The organism is Actinomadura sp. NPDC049753 (assembly GCF_040674655.1).
Classification (GTDB): Bacteria; Actinomycetota; Actinomycetes; order Streptosporangiales; family Streptosporangiaceae; genus Spirillospora; species Spirillospora verrucosospora.
Map to the genome: position 1 here is coordinate 1 of NZ_JBFARL010000358.1, position 4004 is coordinate 4004.

The window sequence follows — 4004 nt, forward strand, 5'->3', positions numbered from 1 at the left end:
GTCGACGACCACCGCGGGGTCCTTGGTGGTCTTCTCGACGAAGTTCTCGTCCCACGCGGTGAAGTAGAACAGGACCGCGTAGTTGCCGCGGCGGTGCCGGCGGCGGGCGCGCTCTCGGTGGTGGTCATCCCGCTCACTGCGCGGTCAGCGGCTGGAGCTTGGACTGCAGGTCCGTCAGGGCCTGGTCGGCGGGCTTCTTCCCGGTCACCGCGTCGTACATCTCGCCCTGGACGGCGGCGGTGACGTCGCCGTACTTGACCGCTACCGGACGCGGCCTGGCGTTGGCGATGGCCTGCTTGAGGACGGGCAGGTACGGGAACTTCTTCACCATCTCGGGGTCGTCGTACAGGGCCGCCACGGTGGGCGCCTGCGAGGTCGCGAGGAGGTTGGCGCGCTGGGCCTGCTCACCGGTGAGGTAGCGGATGAAGTCGAGCGAGGTCGCCTTGTTCTTGGCGAACGCGGAGATCGCGAGGTTGTGGCCGCCGAGGTTGGCGACGCCGGGGCCGTTCGGGCCGGGCAGCGGCGCGACCGCGAACTTGCCCGCCACCTTCGACGAGCCGTCGCCCGAGTTCGCCAGGCCGTACTGGTACGGCCACTGCCGCTGGAAGATCAGCCTGCCGGACTGGAAGTAGCGGCGGCCGCCCTCGGTGTCGAGGGTGACGGCCTCCTTCGGCATGTGGTCCTTCTTGGCGCCGACGAGGAACTCGACGCCCTGCTTGGCCTGCGGGGTGTTCAGCGCCGGCTTGCCGTCGGGGCCGATGATGGAGCCGCCGGCGCTCTCGATCGCCTCGACCGCGCTGATCGTCATGCTCTCGGTCTTGTTGACCTCGGTGAAGAAGCAGTCGGCGTCCTTCGCCTCGGGCAGCTTCCTGACCTTGGCGCAGTCGTCCCACATCTCGGTGTAGGTCTTCGGCGGGTCGGTGATGCCGGCCTTCTCCAGCAGGTCCTTGCGGAAGTAGAGCATCCCGGCGTCGGACGTGGACGGCACGGCGTACAGCTTGTCGCGGTACTGCCCGGTGGCGATGGTCGCGGGCAGCATCCTGGACAGGTCGATCTGTTCCTTGGGCAGCTGCGCGAGCCAGCGGTTGGCGGCGAACTCGGCCGTCCACACCACGTCGAGGTTCAGCACCGAGTAGGCGTCGGACTTGGTCGTGGCGTTCTGGATCATCTGCTGCCGCTGGTCGTTCGGCTCGTCCGGCAGTTCGATGATGCGGACCTGCTCCTTCGGGTGCTCGGTGTTCCAGCCGTCGAGCTGCTTCTGCAGGTAGCCCGAGCGGTCCTTGCCGGTCACGAAGGTGATCGGACCGCGGCCCTGCAGGCTCGCCGTGCCCGCGCCGCCCTTCGAGCCGCCGTCGTCGTCGCCGCAGGCGGAGAGCGACAGCGCGAGGGCGGCACAGACGACGGTGCCGCCGATCAGGGGAGTGCGCCGCATGGTGTCCTCCTTCGCGGGACGTCCCGCGAAGGGCCGTCGTCCCGCAGTCAGAAGTTGGGGGTGGCTGGTCCGGGACGTTAGCAACGCGTTTCAGTCCCGTAAACTGCTTGCAGAAACTTTCAGCAAGTCCGTGGCCGATCTGTAACCGCTTTGCACAGACCGGACAATCCGGTCGACATGCCCGCGGGGCCTGCGCCAGGCTGCCCGCGTGACGAAACCCGACCCCTCCGGCGCGCTCGACCTCGTCCGCGACCACACGATCCTGTCGGTCGTGGTCGGGTCGCGCGCCTACGGGCTGGCCACCGATGAGAGCGACGTCGACCGGCGCGGCGTCTACGCGGCCCCGGCGCCCCTGTTCTGGCGTTTCACGAAGCCGCCGACGCATCTGGACGGCCCGCTGCCCGAACAGTTCTCCTGGGAGCTGGAGCGCTTCTGCGAGCTGGCGCTGGGCGCGAACCCGACCGTCCTGGAATGCCTGTGGTCGCCGCTGGTCGAGCGGGTCACGCCGGTCGGAGAGGAGCTGCTGGCCGTGCGGCCGGCGTTCCTGTCCCGGCATGCGCACCGCACGTTCCTCCGCTACGCCGAGGCCCAGTTCCGCAAGCTGGACGGCGACTTGCGCAACGGCGGAGCGCCGCGCTGGAAACACGTCATGCACATGCTGCGGCTGCTGGAGAGCGGCCTGCGCCTCGTCCGGCACGGCGAGCTGCGGCTGGAGGTCGGAGGCCTGCGCGACCGGCTCCTCGCCGTCCGCCGCGGCGAGGTGGGCTGGGACGAGATCGCCGCGTGGCGCGCCTCCGTCGGGGCCGCGATGGACGAGGCCCTGGACCGAAGCCCGCTGCCGCCCGAACCCGACCGCGCCGCGGTCGAGGAACTGCTGGTCTCCGTTCGACGCAGGAGTGTGACCTGGTGAACCTCCCCGAGGGCATGGCCGACCGCCTCGCCGCCGACCACCCCTATCCCCGCGCGTTCCTCACCGTCAGCGGCGCACACCTCTACGGGTTCCCGTCTCGGGACTCCGACGTCGACCTGCGCGGCGTCCACCTGCTGCCGCTGGAGGAGGTCGTCGGCCTGGAGACGGGGGAGGAGACCGTCACGCTGATGTGGGACCACGCCGGAGTGGAGGCCGACGCGGTCACCCACGACCTGGCCAAGTTCTGCACGCTGCTCACGCGGCGCAACGGCTACGTCCTGGAGCAGGTGATGTCGCCGCTGGTCGTGGCCACCTCTCCCGTGCACGCCGAGCTGAAGTCGCTCGTCCCCGGGCTGGTCACCTTCAACCACGCGCACCACTACCTGGGTTTCGCGCGGTCCCAGTGGAGGCTCTTCGAGCGGTCGCGGGAGCTCAAACCGCTCCTCTACACGTTCCGGGTGCTGCTGACGGGCGTCCACCTGATGCGCACCGGCGAGGTCGAGGCCGACCTGACACGGCTCGCCGGAGACGGGCCGTCCTACCTGCCCGAGCTGATCGAGGCGAAGCGGGCCGCCGAGCACGCCGCGCTGCCGGACGACGCGCCGGACACGGCCCGCCTGCAGCGCGACATCGCCGCGCTCACCGTCCTTCTGGAGGGCGAACGCGAACGCAGCGCCCTCCCCGAAGCACCCGCGAACCGCCGCGCCCTTCACGACTTGGTGGTCCGCGTCCGCCTGGGCTGAACCCTGAGGCGCCTCCCCTGCGTGCCATCGGTTGTACGGACCGTTTTGGGACACAACCACCTCGGGCGTTCGCGACGTACCAGGGGTGGTTGTGGAGCCAGGGAAGGGGAGCGATGGACGAGGGCATCGACCAGAAGGACATCGCGGAGGCGGACCTCAGGACCCGGCGCGGCGTGTTCCGCGCCGTCGCGTTCCGGGACCCGGTCGACGGGCACGAGCACATGGCGCTGGTGCGGGGCGAGGTGCGGGGACGCGACGACGTGCTCGTCCGGATGCACTCCGAGTGCATGACGGGCGACATCTTCGGCGCGACGCGCTGCGAGTGCGGGGACCAGCTCGGCGCCGCCCTGGACGCCATCGCCCGCGAGGGCGCCGGTGCCCTGGTCTACCTGCGCGGCCACGAGGGCCGCGGGATCGGGCTGGTGGCGAAGGTCCGGACCCACATCCTGCAGGACGACCAGGGCCTGGACACCGTCGACTCCGCCACGGCCATCGGGCTGCCGGTGGACGTGCGCGACTACGGCCCGGCCGCCCGGATCCTGCGGCACCTCGGCGTCCGGTCGGTGCGGCTGATGTCCAACAACCCGGTCAAGGTCAGCGCGCTGGAGTCCTACGGGGTCGCCGTCGCCGCGCGCGTCCCGCTGCTCGTCCCGGTCAGCGCCGACAACGTCCGCTACCTCACCGCCAAGCGCGACCGGCTCGGTCACGACCTCCCGCAGCTCGACGCCCCCGCCGGGGCGCTCGGCGAGGTGCGGCGATGACGCGGCCGCTGACGCTGCCGCGCCCGGCGCCGGCCGGGCTCCCGGCCCCGCGCCGCCCCCGCCTCGCACTTCCGCTACCCGCAGGACCAGTTCAAGGTCCAGCGGAAGATCCTCACGAAGTACCACGTGACGGACCCGTCGGCGTTCTACAACGGCGA

General features: G+C 70.9%; 4 protein-coding genes and 1 pseudogene. 4 read left to right on the forward strand and 1 reads right to left on the reverse strand.

Annotated features, from left to right (window positions below; translation table 11 throughout):
• Positions 1–133: 133 nt before the first annotated feature.
• Entirely contained in the window at positions 134–1432 is a 1299-nt protein-coding gene (locus AB0K37_RS40710) for an ABC transporter substrate-binding protein (protein WP_363991210.1), read from the reverse strand.
• 208 nt (positions 1433–1640) lie between these two features.
• Between AB0K37_RS40710 and AB0K37_RS40715 the strand changes: the two genes are divergently transcribed.
• The 4 genes and pseudogenes from AB0K37_RS40715 to AB0K37_RS40730 form a co-directional block, all read left to right on the forward strand.
• A complete protein-coding gene (locus tag AB0K37_RS40715; protein ID WP_363991213.1) occupies positions 1641–2342 on the forward strand; it encodes a nucleotidyltransferase domain-containing protein in 702 nt (233 codons plus the stop codon).
• Entirely contained in the window at positions 2339–3085 is a 747-nt protein-coding gene (locus AB0K37_RS40720) for a nucleotidyltransferase domain-containing protein (protein WP_363991216.1), read from the forward strand. Before AB0K37_RS40715 ends, AB0K37_RS40720 begins: the two co-directional genes overlap by 4 nt.
• Positions 3086–3198: 113 nt before the next feature.
• The gene (ribA, locus tag AB0K37_RS40725) at positions 3199–3846 is read left to right on the forward strand and encodes a GTP cyclohydrolase II (RefSeq protein ID WP_345177536.1); all 648 of its coding nucleotides are present in this window, start codon (positions 3199–3201) and stop codon (positions 3844–3846) included.
• 72 nt (positions 3847–3918) lie between these two features.
• Positions 3919–4004, forward strand: a pseudogene (locus AB0K37_RS40730) (UPF0182 family protein); the annotation flags it as partial.

Bases quoted from the DNA above. Each gene is read 5' to 3' on its own strand.
- AB0K37_RS40710 (WP_363991210.1), bottom strand. From the start codon at position 1,432: ATGCGGCGCACTCCCCTGATCGGCGGCACCGTCGTCTGTGCCGCCCTC.
- ribA (WP_345177536.1), top strand. From the start codon at position 3,199: ATGGACGAGGGCATCGACCAGAAGGACATCGCGGAGGCGGACCTCAGG.